Below are 20,087 nucleotides of genomic sequence, written 5' to 3'. Positions count from 1 at the left end.
ATGACCTCCCGTATAGCCACGTTCTTCCAGTTCCAACGCTACGGCACCAGCATGAAGCGCGAGATCATCGGCGGTCTCACCACCTTCCTCACCATGGCGTACATCATCATCGTCAACCCGGCCATCCTCGAGAACGCCGGCATCCCGCGCGGCCCCTCCACCACTGCGACCATCATCGCCGCCGTGTTCGGCACCGTGCTGATGGCCTTCTTCGCCAACCGCCCCTTCGCCATCGCACCGTACATGAGCGAGAACGCCTTCATCGCCTTCGTCGTGGTCAAGGTCATGGGGTACACCTGGCAGACCGCGCTGGCCGCCGTCTTCTTCGCCGGGGTCATCTTCACCCTGCTCACCCTGTTCAAGGTCAGGAGCTGGCTCGCCGAGTCCATTCCGCTGTCGCTTAAATGCGCCTTCGCCACCGGCATCGGCCTGTTCCTCACCTTCATCGGCCTCAACGAAACCGGCATCGTGGTGCTCGGCGTCCCGGGCGCACCGGTGAAACTGGGCGACCTGTCCCAGCCGTCCGTGCTGCTCGCCGTGTTCGGCCTTCTTTTCACCGTGGTGCTCATCTCCCGCAAGGTGCTCGGCTCCATGATGATCGGCATCGTCGTCACCACCATCGCTTCGATCATCCTCAAGGTGACCCCGCTGCCGCAGTCCTTCGTGAGCATGCCGCCGGACATCACCCCGATCCTGTTCAAGCTGGACTTCGCCGGCGCGCTCAACCCGAGCTTCTTCCCGATCATCTTGACCATCTTCATCATGGCCTTCCTGGACACAGTCGGGACGCTCCTTGGTCTCTCCATGCGCGCCGACCTCCTGGATGAGAACGGCAACCTCCCCGAGATCGAGAAGCCGATGCTGGCAGACGCCCTGGCCACCGTCGCGGCGCCGCTGCTCGGCACCACCACCACCGGCGCCTACATCGAATCCGCCGCCGGGATCGAGGAAGGCGGCCGCACCGGCTTCACCGCACTGGTGACCGCGCTGTTCTTCCTCCTGGCGCTCTTCTTCGCGCCCCTTTTCACCATCGTTCCGGCGCATGCCTACGGCATCGCCCTCATCGTGATCGGCTCGTACATGATCAGCCCGCTGGCGAAGATCAACTTCGACGACTTCACCGAGCTGATCCCGGCCTTTTTGACCGTGGTGCTCATGATCTTCACCTACAACATCGGTGTGGGCATGACCGCGGGCTTCATCGCCTACCCGCTCATGAAAGGGGCCACCGGCCGCATCAAGGAGATGAAAGGGGGCATGTGGGTGCTCGCACTGCTGTCGCTCTCCTATTTCCTGTTCGGCGCGAAGTAAGCGCCCGGCGCATCGCCCTGCGTTACCAAGCCGCTGCATCGAAAGGTGCAGCGGCTTTTTTCATTTCCCACCTTCCCCCCGACGATTCCGCCACGATTTTCCCTAAAGTTCCACGGTCGCGCGACCGATAAAATGAAAACGAATATCAAAGGCAGACAGTGGAGCTGTCATAAGGCGCCGCCAGCCGCGTGCAGGCGCGGGAGCAGAGGCTGGAGAATCCCGCGCGAGAAAGGAACGATCATGTTGCAGAATCTGAGAATCCGCACCAAGCTGATGCTGATGATGGCCGTCCCGGTCCTGGGGATGGTCATATTTTCCATTTACAACGCAAACAAGGACTACGCCGTCCTGCAGGGGCTGATCCAGACCCAGAAACTGACCGCCCTGGCGGTGCAGGTCGGCGAGCTCTCGCACCAGATCCAGAAGGAGCGCGGCTACACCTCCGGCTACCTCAACGCCAAGGGGACCAAATTCAAGGAGGAGTTGGCCGGCCAACGGGCCAAGGTCGATCAGGAGGTCCAGTCGCTGGCCGCCTACCTGGAAAAGAACGAGGCATCGGTGACGGTGGTGAAGGGGAGCCTGGACGCTGCCGCAACCGCCATCGGGAAGCTCAAGGATACCCGCACCGGTATCGACACGCTCCAGGTCACCGGCGCCCAGGCCTACACCTTCTACACCGGCCTCATCAACTCGTACATGGACGTGGTGGCCGCTGTAGCCACGACCAGCGGCAAGCGCGAGGTAATGCGCCAGGCGACCGCCTACTACAGCTTCGTGAAAGCCAAGGAGGAAACCGGCAAGGAGCGCGCGACCCTGAACGCGGTGCTTGCGGCGGACACCCTCGACCAGGATAAACTGCAGCGGGCTATGAGCATCCTCGCGGCGCAACAGGACTACCTGGACCTGTTCCGCAAGTTCGGCTCCCCACAGGCGGTGGCCGCGTATGAGGATAAAACCAAGACGCCGGTGTTCGCCAAGGTAGAGGAGATCAGGGGGGCGGTGCTCGCCAAGGGGCTGTCCGGGCACTTCACCATCCCCGCGGAGACATGGTTCCCGGTGATCACCGAGAAGATCGACACCATGAAGCAGGTGGAGGAGGTGCTCACCAAGGAGATCCTGGCTACTGCGAGCGGACTGGCCCACGACGCCCGCCTCACCCTGATCCTGAGCCTGGTCCTCGCCGGCGCGGCGAGTCTTGGCACCTGCCTCCTCGGCGTCGTCATCTCGCTCGGCATCACCCGTCCGCTCTCCCGCATGCTCGGCATGCTCAAGGACATCGCCGAGGGGGAGGGGGATCTGACCAAGCGGCTCGAGGTGGGGCGCAAGGACGAACTGGGCGAGGTGAGCACCTGGTTCAACCGGTTCATAGACAACATCCACGTCATCGTCTCGCAGCTGTCCCGCAACACCGGTCAGCTTTCCGTCTCCTGCCAGCAGCTGAGCGCTACGGCGGTACAGATAGCCACCGCCGCCGAGGAGGTGGCCGCGCAGTCGGGGACGGTCGCCACGGCAAGCGAGGAGATGAGCGCCACCTCGAACGACATCTCGAGCAACTGCTCCCAGGCGGCGGAATCCTCCAACCGTGCCAGTGACACCGCCCGGGGCGGTGCGGAAGTCGTGCAGCAGACCCTGGCCGGCATGCAAAAGATCGCCGAGCGGGTGCAAGAGTCGGCCCAGACGGTGCAAAACCTCGGCGCCCGCTCCGACGAGATCGGTGCCATAGTGGGTACCATCGAAGACATCGCCGATCAGACCAACCTGCTGGCACTGAACGCGGCCATCGAGGCGGCCCGTGCCGGGGAGCAGGGACGCGGCTTTGCGGTGGTGGCGGACGAAGTCCGCGCGCTCGCCGAGCGGACCACGCGGGCAACCAAGGAGATCGGCGCCATGATCAAGGCGATCCAGAAGGACACCAGTGGCGCCGTGGGAAGCATGAGGCTCGGCGTGCAGGAGGTTGAAAACGGCATGGAGAGCTCGCGCCGCTCGGGCGAAGCGCTCGACCACATCCTGAGCGCCATCAACGAGCTCACCTCCCAGATCCACCAGATCGCCACCGCTGCCGAGCAGCAGACGGCGGTGACCGGCGAGATCACCGCGAACATCGGCACCATCACCGACGTGGTATCCGAGACCGCGGGGGGCGCCCACGAGACGGCGAAAGCAGCGACACACATGTCGAGCCTCGCCTCGGAACTGCAACAGATCGTGGGGCGTTTCAAACTGGCATAGCGGCCACGGCCTCAAGGTGGGGAACATCGCAGCAAAGACCCTCGCTTAGGAACGGAAATTCCGGCAAGATCTAGAAGACAGCCAGCAGAAGAAACCGATCCGGGCGCCTCTCCTTTTGAGGGGGGAGGTGCCCTTTTTCGGACATTGCCTGCCGCGCGCTACCACAGGGGCGGCATCGAGAGTGATGTGAAAAGAGCAGGAGCGTCGCCGCGATCAATCGATCTTTTTTACTGGTGCGGTTGACAGAGACGCGGCACGCCTTATACTAGGTGAAAATTTCCTTAAAAAAGGAGAACGACCATGAAAAAGCTGCTCATCGCATTCGCACTCACGCTTTTGACTACCGCCTCCGCTTTTGCCGCCGGGCAGGCCCACACCAACACAGGTTGCGGCCTCGGCACCATGCTGTGGGAGAACAAGGCTGACGGCTCCATCCTGTTCCAGGTGCTGCAATCCACCACCAACGGCACCTCGGGCACCCAGACCTTCGGCATCACCTCCGGCACCTCCGAGTGCGCCAAACCGGGCAAGATCGCCCAGAACGAAAAGCTTAACCAGTTCGTCCGCGCCAACATAGACAACCTGGCCAAGGATATCGCCATGGGCAAAGGCGAGACGCTGGACACCTTCGTCGAGATGATGGGCGTCCCCTCCGCCCAGAGCGACGCCTACAAGGCCACACTGCAGGCCAACTTCAACAAGATCTTCACCTCCGACAAGATCGTGATGGCTGAAGTCATCGACAACGTCGTTACCGTAACCAACAACTGATTTTTGTCTCGAAGTATGTTACAAGGGTGCACAGCGTGATCTGTGCACCCTTTTTAATGTCCGGAGTCCCCCTCCGCCAACCTGTGATGAGCACTGCAATGAACCTATCCCTGTTGTGCCGAACCCTCTGCCTTCTGCTGCTGCTCACCGTCACCCGGCCCGCCCTTCCTGCGGCGGCTGCGGACTTGGCCTACCGCGACCAGCTCATCAAGGAGGCGCAGGTCAAACGCCTCTGGGAAGAGCGCCCCTGGCAGATCCTGCTGCACTACAAAAAGCCCCTGACCGGCGGCACCATAAGCCGCATCTCCGATCCCAACTTTTTCCTCTCCCCCGCGGGAAGAACCGATCCGGCAGCCGAACTTGCCGCCACGCTGTCCGCGTTTTTCCAGCAGGACGCGCCGGACGGGGAACATCCCATCTGCCGCTTCCCGGCACGCCTGGCCTGGCTCAGCGAGGAACTCTCCATCGACCCGGCCCGGCTTCCGGTGCCGGCCTGTTCCGAACTGCAGGAACAGATCAGGACCATCGACGCGCGCTCGGCGGTGCTGGTGTTCCCGGTCGGACACATCAACAGCCCCGCCTCCATGTTCGGGCACACCTTGATCAGGATCGACGGCCCCAGCAAGAGCAACCTCATCTCCTACGCCGTGAACTACGCCGCCGACGCCAACGACGCCAACGGCTTTCTCTACGCCTTCAAGGGGCTCACCGGACTGTACAAAGGTTACTACTCCCTGATGCCGTACTACCAGAAGGTTAAGGAGTACAGCGACCTCGAGCACAGGGACATGTGGGAGTACCGCCTCAAACTCTCCAAGGAAGAGGTGGACAAGATGCTGCTGCACGCCCTGGAACTGCAGCGTATCGCCTCCGACTACTATTTCCTGGACGAGAACTGTTCCTACAACCTGCTGTTCCTGATCGAGGCGGCACGCCCCGCGCTGCACCTCTCCGACCGCACCGGGCTGCTGGTTCACCCAACCAACACGATCGAGATCGCGCAGCAAAGCGGCATCCTCGAAGCGGCGGTTTACCGCCCCTCGCAAGGGGCGCGCATCGTCAGGATCGCCTCGCTGCTCGGCGAGGACGGTCAGCTGGCGGCCCTGGAGCTAGCCCAGGGGAAGCGCCCCCCCAAAAGCATCGAAGCGGAGCCGTTCTCCGAACAGGAAAAGCGGGAGGTGCTGGACCTCGCCGCAGAATTGGTGCAGTTGCGTCTCGCCCGCAAGGAGCTCGAGCAGGACGCCTACTCCAAGCTGTACCTGAAGATCCTGGCCGAGCGCAGCGTCCTCGGCGCGGGGAGCGAAACAGCCTACGCCGTCGCCCCCCCCGCCCCACCCGATGCCGGACATCACACCTCGAAGATCGGCCTGGGGGGAGGCGTGCGCCGCGGAGAGTGGTACGCAGGCGTGCACCTGCAACCTGAATTCCATAGCCTGCTCGACCCGGACCAGGGGTACCTCAAGGGCGCCCAGATAAAGTTCTTCGACACGCTGGTCGACTACGTGCCGGAGACCGGGCGGCCGCGGCTGCGCAACCTGCATCTGCTGGACATACTCTCCACCGCCCCCAGGGATCGCTTCTTCAAGCCCTATTCCTGGAAGGTCGCCGCCGGGTGGGACACCGAAGTGATGAAGGACGGCAGGGACTCGCTGCTCTTCAGGCTGAACAGCGGCGGAGGCGTCGCCCGCAGGTCCCCCTTCGGCGGCATCCTGTACGGGTTCGCGGAAGTGGCCGTCGAGGGTGGGCGGCACCTGCGCGGGACGGTGGCCGCGGCGCCGGGGGTCAGCCTGGGCGCCCTGGAGCAGGCCACGGATTGGTGGAAGGTGAACCTGGAAGGCTCCGCCTTTTTCTACGTCGTCGGGGATGACCGTATCTCTGTCAAAGCGAGCCTCGCGCAGAACTTCCGACTGGCACAACAACAGAGTCTCAGTCTTAACTTGAGTCTTGCCGATGTCTCAGGGCACACTGTTTCCGAACAAAGCCTGTTCTGGAACTGCTATTTCTGACAAATCTTGTCTTTTAGTGATTCAGCTCACAGTCACCCCCCTGTCTGCAGGCGCCATTTCGTTGACTTTCAACAAGGGCAAAGAGCATAATGGTTAAAACTAAATACATCAATAAGATACACGATAATACTCAACCATCCGCGAGGATGGGGCGGAAAGCCTATTGGGTCTCACCGAGACAGCCGGGTTGCCGAAATATCACGCGATATTCTGCCCCGGCTTTTTTGCGTCCGGAGCAGAACAAGGATGCGACCCCATGTATTGCTCGCTCTGCGCCATTGCGGTTACCGGCCCGATCACCGTCACCCCGCTGATCACGCGCCCCATTGCCACACCTGGGGGGACGGCATGGTAGTCGACGGCGATCTCACCACGCAGTTTCTCTACGAGGCGCTCAGCCGCGGCAAAAGGGAGTGGGAACTCACCTTCGACGCCGTCCCCGACCTCATCTTCATCACCGACACCGAGCACACCATCACCCGTGCCAACCGCGCCATGGCTGACCGGCTCGGCTTGCGCCCGTCCGAAATCCCCGGCCGCAAATGCTACGAGCTCTTCCACGAGATCGGCACCGTCCCGGGCAGTTGCCCCTTCCTGAAACTGCTGCAGGACGGAGAGGCGCCCCACGTGGAGATGGAGGAGAAGCATCTGGGCGGCTTCTTCGAGATCTCGGTCTCCCCCCTGTACAACGAACTGGGCGCCATTACCGCCTGCGTGCACGTGGCCCGCGACGTCACCGAACGGAAGAAAGCGGAGGAGTACCGGCTCGCCCTGGAACAGCAGCTGCAGCAGACCCAGAGATTGGAGAGCCTCGGGGTTCTCTCCGGCGGGATCGCCCACGACTTCAACAACATCCTGACCATCATCCTCGGTCACTGTGCCATGGCGCGCATGGCGCGTCCCGATGAGGTGCAACGGCACCTGGAACAGATCGAACTGGCAGGCAACCGCGCCGCCGACCTGTGCCGACAGATGCTCAACTATGCCGGCAAAAGCCCACTGGTACAGACCGAGATCGATCTCGGCGCCCAGGTCCGCGACGTGGTCGGCATGCTCCAGCCCGCCTTCAAGAAGAAGGTCTCCTTCGACTATCGCATGGAGCCGGGAGTCCCCCTGATCAAGGGTGACCAGGGGCAGGTGCAGCAGATCATCATGAACCTCGTGGTCAACGCGGTGGAGGCGATCGGCGACCGCAAAGGGACGGTGGGCATCTGCCTCGCCCGCCACACCATCCTTCCCGAAGAGGGGAGCCACGACGTCTTCGGCAACGCCATCGCCCCGGGTTCCTACGTTTGCCTCGAGGTCAGCGACGACGGCTGCGGCATGAGCGACGAGACCCGGCAGCGTATCTTCGAACCTTTCTTCAGCACCAAGTTCACCGGGCGCGGCCTGGGGATGTCGGCCACCATGGGCATCATCAGAAGCCACAACGGCGCGCTGCAGCTCTCCAGCACCCTCGGGGAGGGATCCAGGTTCAGGGTCTTCTTCCCCACCAGCGCCGCCTCGCTGCTGGTCAGGGACGCGGAGCCGGTCCCGGAGCCGCAGCCCCAATCCCGCGAGCTGTTGTCGGGGACCGTCCTGCTGGTCGACGACGAACCGGAGCTGCGCCAGGTCGGCACGGTGCTGCTTGCCGGGCTGGGCTTACGCGTCATCACTGCCTGCAACGGCCGGGAGGCCCTGGAGATCTACCGCGAGCGTGGCAAAGAGATCGACTTGGTACTGATGGACCTGACCATGCCCGAGATGGACGGCGTCGAAGCGTACCAGGAACTGCGCCGGGAGACTTCTACCCTGCCCATCCTCTTCTGCAGCGGCTACGGCAAGAAGGAAGTCTCACCCTTCATCGACAGCGATCCGCTCGCCGCGTTCCTCGCCAAGCCCTACAACAGGGAACAGATGCGCCACATGCTCCGCAAGCTCCGCGACATGCCGGGAAATCCCGTCTAGCAGTCACCCACCCAAAAACCGTCCCGCCTACCCGCCGGAATACCTCCCTCACCGCTGGCTCCAGTCATTGCGCCTGATACAATTAACCGCGATTAATTTTCAGCAATCATCCCCCCGAAGGTGCACTGACACAGCAGACGCGGCCTGCGCCGGATACCCGTCGTCGCCGGCCGCACGAGGAGGCAATCATGCTCGGATCTTTCAGGACGTTACTCGTCGCGGTACTGGTTTCGGTCTGCTGCTCCGAGGCGCAGGGGCACACCATCATCACCCGCCTCAGCGATGGCAGGATCCTCTCCTTGCCGGAACTTGCCGCTGCGACGTCGTCAAGCCAGGTGGTCCTAATCGGTGAGTCACATGAGGAAGCCTACCACCACGAGCTGCAGCTCGACCTGCTCCGTCTGCTGGATGCGGCCAAGCGCCCGATCGCCATCGGGCTGGAGATGATGCAGAGCGACTGGCAGAAGGAACTGGACGGCTGGGTGGCGGGGAACCTTGCAGAGGCGGAGATGCAACAGGCCTTCGAGAGAAACTGGAGCGGCTGGCAGATGTACCGGGACATTTTCCTTTTCGCCCGGGACAACCGGATTCCGATGGTGGCCCTTAACGTGCCTCTCGCCATCGTACGCAAGGTCTCCCGGGACGGTTTCGCCGCGCTCACCGCGGAGCAGAGGAAGGGGCTGCCACCGGGGACCAGCTGCGACCTGGCCAACCACCAGATCGCGTTTTTGAAGAAAACCTTTCAGTCTGCGGCGCACCACCAGCAAAACGCCAGGAAGTTCGACTTCTTCTGCGAGGCGCAGACGGTGCGCAACAGCGGCATGGCAGCCAATATCATCCGTTACCGCGACAAAGAGCCCGGGCGCACCATGATCGTGCTTACCGGCGTCTGGCATGCCGTGAAATATGCCGTCCCGGACCAGTTGCAGCGCCTGGGCGGCGCAGTCGCCTCGACCGTGATCCTCCCCGAGACCCCCTACCTGAACAGCAGCAATGCCGGCACCAGCGAGGCCGATTACCTGGTCGAGCTGTGACGCTGGTCGAGTTCCTTCAGTGCGCGCCGGTGCATCCTGCCGGCGCGGCTGAAGCATTCCTCCAGGTCGAGGCGGCCTCCCCCCGTCACTTGCAGCACCGAATGCAATCCCAGCTTGCGGTAACTTTCGAACTGGGCCTCGTCGAACCACTGGTCCGAGGTCGGCTCGTGAGGAAACTCCGCATGCACCTTCGCGTAATTGAGCAGGTCCGCCGACTCGTCCCCGGTCAGCACCGGTTTCAGGTACAGCACGGTCCCCTGGTCCGTCTCCCCATTGTCGCAGCAGCAGTAGCGCACGGTGCCCACGGCGAAGTGGAGTTTCTTCTCCCGCACCGCCGCCAGATCGATGTCGATCTCCACGCCGAAATCAGCCCTCACCTTGCGCACCGCATTACCTAGATCCTCGAACCTCCCGTCGCAGTCGCATCCCGCGTCGCAGACCACGATGTAACGGCACCTCCGGCGCACCATCTCGTACAATCCCAGGTTTTCGAAATGGCCGCCGTCGGAGAGGTAGATGTCCTTGCCGTCCTCGCGGGTGAATCCGAAGGTCTCCTTCAAGAGCGGGACCAGGGCCAGCCCCGGGGAGGCCTTGCGCCAGGCGCCCCGCGTTCCCGTGCCGGGGTTGCCCAGCCACCACCCCAAGCGGACGTTGAAAAAGGCCATTACGAACGTGACCAGCGGTGAGGAATGGTACCCCATATTGGGGCTGGCAGCGGCGCCTGAGATGGCCATGGCGGTTCCCAGGGTGGTCGGGCGGGCGGTGCGGGGGCCCCACCCCGCGCCGTAGGTCTCCATGTTGCGGTATCCCCCCGGCCTGATCCTCTTCGCGGGGTTCTCGGATCCGAGGTCGCCTCCCGCAAAAAGTGGGGTCATGGTGAAGGTGGCGGCCTTGCGCTGCTGCCAGGCCAGCCTCTCCCCCTTGACCAGGTTCCAGGCCATGTTCACCACGTGGAAGGGACGGGTGGAGAGTTCCACCATGGCGCAGTCGTCGTTCCTGTCGAACCCGGTGAAGGGATTGGGGCAGCGCTCCTTCCTGCGGCGGGAGGCGCCGAGGTAGCACCTGACCAGCCGGTTGCGATACATGGCATGCATGGAGAAGGTGTTGATGTTCACCATCAGGGCCATCAGCAACCACACGGAAGCAGTCGCGGCAGCCAGCCAGAGCAGGCAGGCGACCGGGGTGTGCAGCAGAAGGTAGAGATGGCTCAGGAAGCTTACCCCGGGCGTGACCTCCGGGATGGGCGCTCCTCCCGACATCCCGGGGAGCTTCCCCCACCAGAGCAGGCACGTCGCGGCAAAGGAAACGACCTGCAGCAGAAACAGGATGAACAGGACGGCCGCGGCCGCAGGAAGCTGGGTACGCACCTTGTCCATGGCGATGCCGGGTCGCAGGGCCGGCGTGGACGCGTTCTTCCCCATCAACGCAGCCCAGATACCTGCCCCTCCCCCCACCAGGAGATAGAGCTTCTTCCAGAACCCGTGTGATTCGGGGAGGATGAGCCACGGTCCATAGATGACGATCACCAGTAGGGCGGCCCAGACCAACCCCGCCATGATGGTCACGCCGCCGGCACGCCCCCACCATTCCCGGTCCTGGTCCCCCGTGAAGCGCGACAGCAGAGCCACCAGCAGGGTCCCGGTCAGCAGGTAATCGGCAAGGACCATGGGAACCGAGACAACGGCGTAGAACAGGCCCGGATTGGCCATCGTGGCGAGTACGACCGGCAGGAGTTTCGTCGCGGCGAGCCAGCCGAGGGCACCGGCGACCGCACCGGTCAGCACCGCGCAGAGGCAGAAGACGGCTACCGGCAGCGCGGGGAGGGAAACCTTCTTCGCCCAGAGCCAGAGCAGGCCCGCCCCCCATCCCCCCAGGTGGACGATGGTGGTGAACTTCATGAAGGCGGTGACATCCGGATCGGCTGCATCGAGCTTGAGATAGCTGCAGCCCCAGTAGGCTGAAAAGGCGACCGCCATGAGCAGCAACGGAACCAGAAAGAAGGTCACGAAGTACCCTTTCTTCAGTCTGCGGTCCCCGATGCTGGGGAGATCGATCACGGTGTAGGCAATAGGGAGTATCCCCAGCACTGCCCCGCCCCAGATAAGCCATTGTGCGGCCCCGCCCTCCACACCTGTGCCTGAAACGAGCAGCACCAGCAGCCTTGGCAGCAGCAGGAAGGTGAAAAGCAGCGGTATCAGCACCATCCAGTTCAACAGCAGGTTCCTGAGGTAGGTCCCGATGATGCTCCAGGTATCGATGCTGAAGATCCCGACACGGGGTGTGAGGTAGTTGCTGTAATCGCGCAGGAATCGGACCTGGTACGGTTCCCGGCGCCGGGATTCCTCCGTCTGCTGCGCCAGCACCCGGCTCACGTCGTCCACCCTCTCCCGTGCGGTGCCGGGCACCCTGGCAATCCAGGAGCTAAGCCAGCTGCCGATGTATCCGCCCCCGGAGACAGTGGAGAGGTAGTCCATCTCCCCCAGCAATCCCCCCTTGGCCAGTCCCTGCAGCACCCCCAGGTTGAAGGTGGCGCTCCGGATGCCGCCGCCGGAAAGGCACAGGGCGGTCAACCGCGCCGCGTGCAGTTGCGCTGTCACCTGCCTCAACCTGCGCTCCTTGTCTCCCGCCGGGGTGCACACGCTCTCTTCGTGGCCACCGTCCGGGGCGCCGTTTTCCCGGATGGCGGCGAGCTCGTGCAGCAGAACCTCGGGGAGTTCGTAATACTCCTCATCACTGCCCGGCTCCAGCTCGACGGCGTCCCTGCGCAGGAACCCCTCCTTACCGAGGTAGTCGACTGCGAGCCACTCCCCGGCCCGGTTCAAAACCGTCACCTCGGCGCCTGCAGGTATCACCTTGCGCGGGTAGGCGAGGACGTTGCGCGGACCGCTGCGAAGAAAGACTCGATAAAGGGTGGTTGCTTTCACGTAGTTCCCCCCTCGGCCGTACATTGGAACCCGGCTTATATTGTTTTAATGTCAGCTAGGGTACAAACTCTTTGGCCACTGTCAAGGCACGGGCCCGATTCGCAGCTTCTCCACGGGTCTGGAGCGTCGCCTCCCGAAACCGTAGCCGGTCGCGGCGCAGGTCGCGGTGACCGACCGGGTTTTCTCATGAGCGTCACACCGGGGAGCGATGGCGCTTCTTTTTTGTGCAGAGTGTCGCGAGGGCACAGGAGGGGCGTAACGCCTCAGCACAAAAAACAGCTGCTATTACAAAGTGTTGCAGGCGCAAGGGCCAGGTCAAAAGATTGGCTTTTTTTAATCATATATGCTAACTTGAGATCAGCAGCACGAATTTGTATACAACCAGCTGGACACCGCGTGGACCTGAAGGCCCTTCTGCGAGGCAGGCGGTGTCTCCCGGTCGGGTTTGACCGGGGATGGAGGTCCGATTATGAGAACAGTGAGAAGGTTGTTATTCACCACGATCGCCGTGTTGGGCATGATGGGCATGACGACCGGCACGGGCTATGCCGCCGACACAGGAGCTCAATCCGGCAAGACCCACAAAATGACGCACAAATCCGGTACGCATAAAGCCGGCATGGCCCACAAGAAGTCCTCCCACAGGAGTGGGACGGTTTCCGGTTCCTCCGGCGGCGGTAGCGTCCAGAGTTACAGCAGCACCACCCTCCCCATGGGAACAGGGGCAAGGAGCACGGTGCGGCAGGATTTCACCGTTGAGCGGCTGGGACCTGAATCGGGCGGCAGCATGGGCACCGGCGCGGGCGGGACGGTAGGCGGCAGTACCGGCGGAACCTACGACCAAAGAGGCACCGGCGGCAGCTACAACCAGGGTAGTGGCGGCAGCTACTATGGGACCGGCACCGGCAGCGGCATGGGCGGCACCCTGGATAAGGGCACCGGCGGCACCTACTACAACCAGGGAACGACCGGCACAGGAGGCACCACGGACCGCGGCGCGGGCGGAACCCTGAATCCGGGGGCCGGCGGCAGCTACTTTGAACAGGGGAGAGGTACAGGACGCACCCTGGATCGTGGCCCGAGCGGCATACTGAACCAGGGGACGGGTGGAACAACCGGCACCGGTAGCGGCGGTACGCTGAACCAGGGTACCGGCGGCAGCTACTACAACCAGCCCCCCAGCGGGACCGGCGGCACCATGGACCAAGGCACTGGGGGAACGCTGAACCGGGGTACCGGCGGTAGCTACTACAACCAGGCCCCCAGGGGGACCGGCGGGACCATGGACCAAGGCACCGGCGGAACGCTGAACCAGGGTACCGGCGGCAGCTACTATAACCAGGGTACCGGCGGCACAACCGGCACCGGCAACATGGGAACGGGTAACACGGGCACCGGCACAACCGGGACCGGCAGCATGGGGACCGGCACAACCGGCACTGGCAGCATGGGTACGGGCGGCATGGGTACGGGCGGCATGGGCACCGGCACGGGTGGCACCACGGGGACCGGCACGGGTGGCGGTTCCATGGGCACCGGAACAGGCACAGGCGGCAGTGGCAGGTAAGAGGGGATAACGGCGGTAACAGCGAAGGGCGGCAGCAGGAGAAGGGGTTACGGGCAGGGGCCTGTGGCCCCTTTTTTATTGCGGACCGGCTAGCAGGACAGCACCCTGGGTTTCGCCGTGCCTGGTGTCGTGATCGTACTCGATCTGCGTCTCCTTCAGTTTCCGGAATTTCTCTTCGGTACGCTTGCTGATTTCTGCGGCGAGTTCCTCTTCGCTGGCGAAACTCGGCAGGGTCCCGAACATCTCGTTCACCTCGGAGGCCGTCTTTACCGCCAGATCCTTGTGGCCGAACTCGTGGCGCTGCAGGTGGGTCAGGTAGTTGCTCCAACAGCCGGCAAGTTCGGGGGCACAGGTAGCCAGGTCGAGGCGGGGCATGTTGTAGACGATGTCGACGCGGGTGGCGGCGGACTTGACCGAGTAGCGCCCGTTTTGGCAGGTGACGTCGTACTTGAAGTGAATGTCCCAGTTGGTCATTGCGGAGTAGACTTTGCCGTCGTTCCACCTGGTTCCATTGACCCTGATCTGCTCTACCAGGTCGTCCAGGGTTTTTCCCGTTATGTCATAGAAGCGGTAGCCTTCTCGAACTTTCAGCTCACAGGAAGCGGTGTCGGAAGCAAACAGGGATGAAGAACAGGCCAGGTAGAGCAGGGAGATCCCTGCGCCGACAATGAAGCGGTGCATCATGCAGATACGGACTCCTGAAGCTGGGATGGCAAACGTGAAGCAACCATACCTTATCAGCCATGAGCCGGGGGTGACCCATGTCACAAAGTGCGCGGAAACGGCGCTTTACCAGTTCCGGCCACCTTCGTTACCGGACAGCGTCCCGCCCCAGACCGGAGCTCGACCGTCCATGCCCGGAGCCGGGCGGGACAGGCGCGACCGGACCTGCAAAAGGGAAAGGCCGGCAACGCACAACGCGGAGCTAAGCGTAAGGGCGGAGGACGCACCGAGCCTGCTTGCCATCCCCCCCATGAAGGCGCTCCCCACCGGGGCCATTCCCAAGAGGGTGAGCGTGTACACCCCCATCACCCGCCCCCGCAGCCGGTCCGGGCAGGCGTGCTGCAGGGCCCTGTTGACCCGGGCCAGGAACACGACTATGGCGCCTCCCGCGACGACCAGGGCGGCGAGGGCAAGGCCATAGTCGGCCGAGCGGGAGAAGAGGAGCAGGGCCAACGCGAAGAGGAGCCCTGCGCCGGCACCGTCGGATTGGGGTTGCAGCGGCTTCTCCCGACAGGCAAGGGCCAAGGCGGCGAGAAGCGAACCGCTGCCAAGACACGCGGACATGAGGCCGAGGCCCCGCGGCCCGGCACCGAAGACCTCGGCGAAGACCGGCAACAGCGGCACGAAGGGAATGGCGAAGAGGCTCACCAGGAGCACCGACAGGAGGAGCTGCCGGACGTCCTTGGCGGCCGCGACGAACTGCACCCCTTCGCGCAGCTCGGTCACCGCGAGGGTCTGGCAGCGCAGCGGATGGTTCGTCTGGCGACTCGGGCGCATCAGGAGCAAGGTCACCACGCCGACCAAGTAACTGATGGCGTTGAGGAAGAAACAGGGGGCGGCGCCGAAGGCGGCTATGATGCAGCCGGCGGCCGCCGGCCCGAAGAGGCGGGTGGCGTTGAAGGAGACGGCGTTGAAGGCTACGGCCTGCCCCAGGCGCGTCCTTGGCACCAGTTCCGCCAGCAGCGCCTGGCGGGCAGGGATCTCGAACGCGTTCAGCGCCCCCTGGCACAAGGCGAGAAACATGATCGCCGGCGCACTCGCCTCGCCGCGCAGGGCCAAGACACCGAGAAAGAGGGTCGGGACCAGGGAGCCCCCCTGGGCGATCACCAGCAGAGCCCGCTTGTCGAAGCGGTCAGCGGCCACGCCTCCCGGCACGCTGAGCAGCAGTACCGGAAGGGAAAGCATGATGGCGGCCAGAGCCAGTTGGGCCGGTGATTTGGTGAGAGACCATACCAGCCACCCCTGGGCAACGGACTGCATCACGCTCCCCAACCAGGAAATGCCTTGTCCCATCCAGAACATGCGGTAATTGTCATCGCGCATCAACGTGAAGCTGGAGTCCATTATGCCCGCCTCGAGTGTTGCCCCTACGCTCCCGGTACGAGCCGCGGGGCAAACAGTGAGGAGACGCCGTGCGGCGCCTCCTCGGTAAGTGCATTTATCTACGGCGCGGGGCTACGGACGGGTTTTCCCGGCAAACTTGGCTGCGTTCTCGCCCGCGATGCGGCCGAAGGTGATGGTCTGCGAGATCGAGTTCCCCCCCAGACGGTTCTTGCCGTGGACGCCGCCGGTCCCCTCGCCGGCCGCGAACAGGCCGGCAATGCTCTTGCCGTCCTTGGCCAGCACTTCGCTGCCGGTGGTGATCTTCAGGCCGCCCATGGTGTAGTGCACGCCCGGCTTCACCTCGATGGCGTAGTACTTGGCGGTGCGCAGGGCGCGCGGCAGGTCGGGACGCTTGAACTCGGCGTCGTTCTTCTCGTCGACCCCCTTGTTGTAGCCGGCAACGGTCGCCTCCAGGGCATCGGCCGGAACCTTGATCGCCGCGGCGAGGTCCTTCAGGGTGGCGCCTTGCTGCACCAGGTTCAGGTGGAAGTAGCCGTCGATCTGCTTAAGGCTTTTGCGGACGCCGTCGTCGAAGACGAGGTACGCCGACTGCCCCTTCTGTGCCAGGATGGCGGCGGAAGCCTTGTCGCGGGTGGTGAGCTCGTTGACGAAGCGCTTTCCTTCGTGGTTCACCAGGATGGCGCCGTTACCACGCACCGCTTCGGTGATGAGGGTGCGGCTGCCGGCGGCGACGGTCGGGTGGATCTGGATCTCCTTCATGTCCTTTAAGTCCGCACCGACGGCGGTGCCGAGGTCGATGCCGTCCCCGGTGGCGCCGGGCTGGTTCGAGGTGGTCATCCCCTTGTATTCCGGGCGGTAGTAGGCGACACGCTCCGGGTTGGCCGAGAAGCCGCCGGCCGCGATGATGACCGCCTTCGCGTTGATGCTGTACTCGCCGCTATGCTTGCCCGCGACGCGGACGCCGGTCACGCGACCCTTCTTGTCCTCGAGGATCTTCACGACCTTGCTGTTGACGCGGATGTCAATATTGCGCTGGTCGGCGTTTCTGCGCAGCACCTCGGTGATGTGGGCACCGACGGCGGCGCCCCCTTTGGGACGGTGGGTCCGGTTGACGCTCGCGCCCCCCATACGGCCCACATCGCTCAGGTCGGCGCCAAGGCCGGTGAGCCAGGCGACCGAGCCTGCGGAATTCTTGGCGAGCACCATGGCCAGGGCCGGGTCGTTCAGGTTGCCGCCGCCGGTCATGGTGTCCTTGTACATGAGGTCGACGGAGTCGGCGATCCCTTTCTCCTTCTGGAAGGGGGTCTCGGCCGCGTTCATCCCGCCGGCCGCGAGCATGCTGTTGCCGCCGGTGATGGGCTGTTTCTCGATGATCACCACCTTGGCACCGGCGTCATGCGCAGTAATGGCCGCAGTGAAGCCGGCAGCGCCGGCACCGATGACGACGACGTCCGCCTTCTCGGCGCGCTTCCTGGGCTTGGTCACGGCAGTGGCCTTGGTCGGCGTCGCGCCGCCGCCGGCGATCTTCATGTCGAAAGGATGGCAGCTCAGGCAGTAGGCCCACGACGCGGTGTGGCCGTGGTGGCAGGCGGTACAGTTGATGTCACCCAGGTGCGACTTGTGCGGGTTCACCTCCTCCTGGGACTTCTTCCCCATCTCTGCCAGCGTTCCGTGGCAGCCGACGCAGTTCTTGTTAACCCCCTTCTCGCTGTCGTCGACGCTGATCTTCTTGCTGCTGCCGTGACAGTCGGCGCAGGTCGCCTTCCCTTGGTGCAGCTTCGCCAGCGGTTCCGTGCCCCCCGCCCACAGGACCGTGGCGGAGACCAGCACCAGCAATGCCGCCATCACAATGCCTATCCTCGAACTCATCATCGTTCTCCTTTCTTGTTGTCTCGGGTGGTGACCCGTGTTCCGCTCCGTGGTATGCGCCGCCGGGGAGGGCGATGATGCCCCCGGCGACCCCATCCTGAGAGCACGAGTGATGCCAATGCCGGTGCAACAGGCCAAGGTGCCGAATTAATGATAACTTTAGCCGCGTGGCTCTAATTGACAACGACCGCGAACGATAACCGCAGGTTATGCGGCCAGCACGGCTCATGAGGAAAGCGGCTGTCTTTTCGGCCAGTTAGCGCCGACCATAACCCCAGGTTATCGTTATAACCTGCGGCTATACCCCTTGTTGTGACAGGGATTTAGCCAGCATGGCGAGTAGTTTGGAAGGAATGATTTCGAAAAGCATTACGAGGAGACAGGGCGAGCGTCGTATCAAGCGGAGCGCAGAAGGTATCCCTCACCCCATTTTTTATGCGGCGGTTGCGCCTGGACGCGCACACCGGTATAACTTCCGGATATCCCAGTAGGAAAGGAGTCACGAATGCCGTCACGAATGCCCGCCCTCTTTTTGGGACATGGCAACCCGATGAACGCGCTGGCCGACAACGATTACACCCAAGGGTGGCGCAGTCTCAGTCGCACCATGCCACGCCCGGAGGCGATCGTCTGCGTTTCCGCCCACTGGTATCGCCCCGGCACCGCGGTCACCGTCAATGAAAGGCCCCGCACCATCCATGACTTCGGAGGGTTCCCGCCGGAGCTCTACAGGATGAACTATCCCGCCCCCGGCGCCCCGGAACTCGCCCGCCGAATGCAGCGTCTGCTGTCGCCCCTGGCGGTGCAGGGCGACGACAGCTGGGGGCTCGACCACGGCACCTGGGCCGTCTTGTGCCACCTCTATCCGGAGGCCGACGTACCGGTGCTGCAACTGAAGATCGACGAGACCCAGCCGGCGCAGTTCCATTATGACCTGGGCAAGAGGCTCGCACCGCTGCGCGAGGAGGGGATACTGATCGTGGGGAGCGGCAACCTGGTGCACAACCTGCACACCTATGCCTGGGGAAGACACCTGCCCGATCCGTACGACTGGGCGGTGCGTTTCGAAGCGAAGGCGAGAGAACTGATACTGACCGGGGATCACGCCCCCCTGGTTGCTTATGAAACCCTCGGCGAGGATGCCCGGCTCTCGATCCCCACCCCGGACCATTACCTGCCGCTACTCTACGTGCTGGGCAGCAGCCAGGAGGGAGAGCGCGTCGCCTTTCCGGTGCAGGGCGTCGACGGCGGCTCCATTTCGATGCTGGCGGTACAGGTGGGATAGCCCCACCGACCGCCCCCCACCAACCGCCCGGTTACAGCCCGAGCACCAGCTTGAGCCCCAGGACACCTCCGAGCAGCACGAACAGCCCGCGCACCCAGTCGTGCCCCTTATGCCGCCCGATCCTGGACCCCAGGTAAGCACCCGCCACCGACCCGACCGTCGACGGGAGCATCAGCCGGGCGTCGGCCAATCCGGCCGAGCTGTAGACGGCGACGGCAAAACAGTTCCAGAAGAAGGCGACCAGGTAGTAGCACCCCAGCGAGACCACCAGGGTCTGGCCGCGCCCCTTGGCGAGGAGCAGCGAGGTGAACAGCCCGTTGCCGGAGCCGAAGAAGGATTCGTAGACGCCCAGGGGAAAGGCGAGCAAAGCCGTCACCGGTCGCGACAGCGCAGGCTCGCTCTCCTCGCGTCCCAGGGCAGGATTCAGCGCCACCACGACCACCAGGGACAGGATGATCCCGCCGATGACGCGCTGCAGCAGGCGGGGATCGACGCCGCGCACGATGAGGGTTCCGGCATAGGCGCCGGCCAGACCGCACAGGATCATGCCCCGGATGAGCGTCCAGTCGACCCGGCGCCCCTTGAGGTAGTTGCGGGCGGCAAGGAGGGTCCACGCGGCCCCGTTCAACTGGTTCGACGCGATGGCCACCGGCAGCGGGAACCCGAGCGCCAGCCACACCGGTGTGGTGAGCATGGCGGAGCCCGCGCCGCTCATGGCGCTGAGCAGCGAGGCGAGAAAAGCAACCGGCAACACGATCAAGAAGTCCATCTCCCCCCCAAGCCGCTTCCTTGTACTCCAAATCCCCCCGCGATTCAAGAGCGACTCCGCGGCGGCAACCCCCATAACCACCACCGCCCCCATAACCTCCGGTTATAGAAGCTCCATCCTGCCGTTTCAGCTCCGTTTCCCCCGGCGATCCGCCGCCGCACCCACCCCGACGCCATAACCTGCGGTTATGCCTGACGGCGGAGCAGTTTCGGTGTAGCGGCCGCACAAACCGTCGTGATACCGGCAACTTCATCACCATCATTAAAAGGTGGCATCACCTGTGCTCATAAGTCCCGCATTGCCGTCTC

Annotated in this window: 13 protein-coding genes and 1 riboswitch; of the genes, 8 read left to right on the top strand and 5 right to left on the bottom strand. The window is 63.7% G+C overall.

Annotation, left to right across the window (positions count from 1 at the left end; all coding sequences use genetic code 11):
- The 6 genes from KP004_RS01940 (at position 1) to KP004_RS01915 (ending at position 9,298) form a co-directional block, all read left to right on the top strand.
- Positions 1 to 1,311 carry an NCS2 family permease gene (locus KP004_RS01940; RefSeq protein WP_216800711.1) on the top strand — a complete coding sequence of 437 codons (1,311 nt, stop codon included), beginning with the start codon at positions 1 to 3 and terminating at the stop codon, positions 1,309 to 1,311.
- Positions 1,312 to 1,551: 240 nt separating this feature from the next.
- Entirely contained in the window at positions 1,552 to 3,540 is a 1,989-nt protein-coding gene (locus tag KP004_RS01935) for a methyl-accepting chemotaxis protein (protein WP_216800710.1), read from the top strand.
- A 300-nt stretch (positions 3,541 to 3,840) separates the two neighbouring features.
- Positions 3,841 to 4,311, top strand: a complete 471-nt coding sequence (locus KP004_RS01930; protein WP_216800709.1) for a DUF3015 family protein — start codon at positions 3,841 to 3,843, stop codon at positions 4,309 to 4,311.
- Positions 4,312 to 4,397: 86 nt separating this feature from the next.
- The gene (locus tag KP004_RS01925) at positions 4,398 to 6,317 is read left to right on the top strand and encodes an Lnb N-terminal periplasmic domain-containing protein (RefSeq protein WP_239026901.1); all 1,920 of its coding nucleotides are present in this window, start codon (positions 4,398 to 4,400) and stop codon (positions 6,315 to 6,317) included.
- Positions 6,318 to 6,435: 118 nt separating this feature from the next.
- Positions 6,436 to 6,512, top strand: a riboswitch (cyclic di-GMP riboswitch).
- Between the two features lie 153 nt (positions 6,513 to 6,665).
- Positions 6,666 to 8,264, top strand: a complete 1,599-nt coding sequence (locus KP004_RS01920; RefSeq protein WP_216800708.1) for a hybrid sensor histidine kinase/response regulator — start codon at positions 6,666 to 6,668, stop codon at positions 8,262 to 8,264.
- Positions 8,265 to 8,452: 188 nt separating this feature from the next.
- Positions 8,453 to 9,298: a ChaN family lipoprotein gene (locus tag KP004_RS01915; RefSeq protein ID WP_216800707.1), complete on the top strand. Its 846-nt coding sequence runs from the start codon at positions 8,453 to 8,455 to the stop codon at positions 9,296 to 9,298.
- Here KP004_RS01915 and KP004_RS01910 read toward each other — a convergent pair.
- Positions 9,280 to 12,222: a patatin-like phospholipase family protein gene (locus KP004_RS01910; RefSeq protein ID WP_216800706.1), complete on the bottom strand. Its 2,943-nt coding sequence runs from the start codon at positions 12,220 to 12,222 to the stop codon at positions 9,280 to 9,282. The two genes, KP004_RS01915 and KP004_RS01910, sit on opposite strands and share 19 nt — an antisense overlap.
- 469 nt (positions 12,223 to 12,691) lie before the next feature.
- Here KP004_RS01910 and KP004_RS01905 point away from each other — a divergent pair, with 469 nt between their 5' ends.
- Positions 12,692 to 13,789, top strand: coding sequence for a hypothetical protein (locus KP004_RS01905; RefSeq protein ID WP_216800705.1), 1,098 nt, complete (start codon positions 12,692 to 12,694; stop codon positions 13,787 to 13,789).
- A gap of 75 nt (positions 13,790 to 13,864) precedes the next feature.
- On the opposite strand, the gene KP004_RS01900 is transcribed toward KP004_RS01905, so the two are convergent.
- The 3 genes from KP004_RS01900 to KP004_RS01890 form a co-directional block, all read right to left on the bottom strand.
- Positions 13,865 to 14,473 carry a DUF922 domain-containing protein gene (locus KP004_RS01900; protein ID WP_216800704.1) on the bottom strand — a complete coding sequence of 203 codons (609 nt, stop codon included), beginning with the start codon at positions 14,471 to 14,473 and terminating at the stop codon, positions 13,865 to 13,867.
- A gap of 105 nt (positions 14,474 to 14,578) precedes the next feature.
- Positions 14,579 to 15,856 (bottom strand): MFS transporter, encoded by a 1,278-nt coding sequence (locus KP004_RS01895; protein ID WP_216800703.1) that lies wholly within the window; start codon positions 15,854 to 15,856, stop codon positions 14,579 to 14,581.
- A gap of 111 nt (positions 15,857 to 15,967) precedes the next feature.
- Positions 15,968 to 17,725, bottom strand: a complete 1,758-nt coding sequence (locus KP004_RS01890; RefSeq protein WP_239026900.1) for a flavocytochrome c — start codon at positions 17,723 to 17,725, stop codon at positions 15,968 to 15,970.
- Positions 17,726 to 18,230: 505 nt separating this feature from the next.
- On the opposite strand from KP004_RS01890, the gene ygiD reads away from it, so the two are divergent.
- The gene (gene ygiD / locus KP004_RS01885; protein ID WP_216800701.1) at positions 18,231 to 19,010 is read left to right on the top strand and encodes a 4,5-DOPA-extradiol-dioxygenase; all 780 of its coding nucleotides are present in this window, start codon (positions 18,231 to 18,233) and stop codon (positions 19,008 to 19,010) included.
- A 31-nt stretch (positions 19,011 to 19,041) separates the two neighbouring features.
- Here ygiD and KP004_RS01880 read toward each other — a convergent pair whose 3' ends face one another.
- Positions 19,042 to 19,779: a sulfite exporter TauE/SafE family protein gene (locus KP004_RS01880; protein ID WP_216800700.1), complete on the bottom strand. Its 738-nt coding sequence runs from the start codon at positions 19,777 to 19,779 to the stop codon at positions 19,042 to 19,044.
- Between the last annotated feature and the right edge of the window lie 308 nt (positions 19,780 to 20,087).

Source organism: Geomonas oryzisoli (assembly GCF_018986915.1).
Lineage (GTDB): Bacteria > Desulfobacterota > Desulfuromonadia > Geobacterales > Geobacteraceae > Geomonas > Geomonas oryzisoli.
This window is presented reverse-complemented; position numbering and strand designations above follow the sequence as displayed.

Excerpts from the sequence above, each read along its gene's own strand:
- KP004_RS01935 (WP_216800710.1), top strand. The coding sequence starts at position 1,552 with ATGTTGCAGAATCTGAGAATCCGCACCAAGCTGATGCTGATGATGGCC.
- KP004_RS01930 (WP_216800709.1), top strand. The coding sequence starts at position 3,841 with ATGAAAAAGCTGCTCATCGCATTCGCACTCACGCTTTTGACTACCGCC.
- ygiD (WP_216800701.1), top strand. The coding sequence starts at position 18,231 with ATGCCGTCACGAATGCCCGCCCTCTTTTTGGGACATGGCAACCCGATG.
- KP004_RS01880 (WP_216800700.1), bottom strand. The coding sequence starts at position 19,779 with ATGGACTTCTTGATCGTGTTGCCGGTTGCTTTTCTCGCCTCGCTGCTC.
- KP004_RS01905 (WP_216800705.1), top strand. The coding sequence starts at position 12,692 with ATGAGAACAGTGAGAAGGTTGTTATTCACCACGATCGCCGTGTTGGGC.
- KP004_RS01920 (WP_216800708.1), top strand. The coding sequence starts at position 6,666 with ATGGTAGTCGACGGCGATCTCACCACGCAGTTTCTCTACGAGGCGCTC.
- KP004_RS01890 (WP_239026900.1), bottom strand. The coding sequence starts at position 17,725 with ATGAGTTCGAGGATAGGCATTGTGATGGCGGCATTGCTGGTGCTGGTC.
- KP004_RS01940 (WP_216800711.1), top strand. The coding sequence starts at position 1 with ATGACCTCCCGTATAGCCACGTTCTTCCAGTTCCAACGCTACGGCACC.
- KP004_RS01915 (WP_216800707.1), top strand. The coding sequence starts at position 8,453 with ATGCTCGGATCTTTCAGGACGTTACTCGTCGCGGTACTGGTTTCGGTC.
- KP004_RS01895 (WP_216800703.1), bottom strand. The coding sequence starts at position 15,856 with ATGGACTCCAGCTTCACGTTGATGCGCGATGACAATTACCGCATGTTC.
- KP004_RS01925 (WP_239026901.1), top strand. The coding sequence starts at position 4,398 with ATGAGCACTGCAATGAACCTATCCCTGTTGTGCCGAACCCTCTGCCTT.
- KP004_RS01900 (WP_216800704.1), bottom strand. The coding sequence starts at position 14,473 with ATGATGCACCGCTTCATTGTCGGCGCAGGGATCTCCCTGCTCTACCTG.